General features: G+C 72.0%; 1 protein-coding gene. It reads right to left on the bottom strand.

The annotated features are described in order from the left end of the window. The coding region (locus H5J30_RS33990; RefSeq protein ID WP_181791665.1) for a glycosyltransferase family 87 protein at positions 1 to 1,276 on the bottom strand (1,276 nt) is incomplete at both ends.

Below are 1,276 nucleotides of genomic sequence, written 5' to 3'. Positions count from 1 at the left end.
CCCGGATCGTCGTCGCCGAGGCGGCGTACGGGGTCGCGGTCCGGCATCACGATGTCCCGTACGACCACCGCGCACAGGTACAGCGTGCCGAGCAGATGCGCGGCGATGGCCACGTGGTAGCCGTCCGGGGGCAGGCCCTTGGCGTCGTCGCCGCCGTTGGTGTAGGCCAGGTACAGCCAGATACCGAGGTAGTACGCGACCTCGCAGCCCTGCCAGATGAGGAAGTCGCGCCAGCGCGGCCGGGCGAGCGCCGCGAGCGGGATGAGCCACAGTACGTACTGCGGTGAGTAGACCTTGTTGGTGACGATGAACAGCGCCACGACCAGGAACGCGAGCTGCGCGAAGCGCGGGCGGCGCGGCGCGGTGAGCGCGAGGGCGCCGATGCCGAGGCAGCCGACGAGCATCAGGCCCGTGGCGTAGATGTTGGCGTCGTCCAGGGGCTCGCCGGAGCGCTGGGAGATGATCAGCCAGAACGAGCCGAAGTCGACGCCCCGCTCCTGGCTGAAGGTGTAGAACTTCGCCCAGCCGTCCGGTGCCCTGATCATCACGGGCAGGTTGACGGCGAGCCAGGCGCCGGCCGCGGCCGCTGTCGCGGTGCCGAACTGCCGCAGCCGTCCGGCGCGCAGACAGAGCAGCAGCAGGGGCCACAGCAGCAGCACGGGGTACAGCTTGGCGGCGGTGGCCAGGCCCAGGAGCACGCCGGCGGCGGCGGGGCGGCTGCGGGACCAGGCGAGCATCGCGGCGGCGGTGAGGGCGACGGCGAGCAGGTCCCAGTTGATCGTGGCGGTGAGCGCGAGCGCGGGGGCGAGGGCGACGAGGAGCCCGTCCCAGGGCCGGCGGCGGTGCGTACGGGCGACGCAGACGGCGACGATCGCGACGCAGGCCATCAGCATGCCGGCGTTGACGAGCCAGTACACCTGCTCGCGGTGGACGAGGTCGTCGCCGCCGGGGGTGAGCCAGGAGGCGACCTCCATGAACAGCCCGGTCAGGACCGGGTACTCCAGGTACTCCATGCCGCCGGAGACCGCCGGCGGGATGCGGTCGAAGTACGGCGTGAGGTCGTCGGCGAAGCCGCGGCCCTGGTAGAGATGCGGGATGTCGGAGTAGCAGGCGCGGGTGTACTGCGCGTTGGCGCCGGAGAACCAGGCGCCGTCGTAGCACGGGTACTTCTGCACCATGCCGAGCGCGAACATCCCGATCGCCACGAGTGCGATCACCCGCACCGGGGTCCACCAGGAGCCGCCGAGCAGCGCCCGGCGGCCCAGCGGCCCGCCGA

This window comes from Streptomyces phytophilus, from assembly GCF_013870535.1.
GTDB classification, from domain to species: domain Bacteria; phylum Actinomycetota; class Actinomycetes; order Streptomycetales; family Streptomycetaceae; genus Streptomyces; species Streptomyces phytophilus.
Note: the sequence above shows the minus strand (reverse complement) of the source record. Positions and strands in the feature narration are given on the sequence as shown.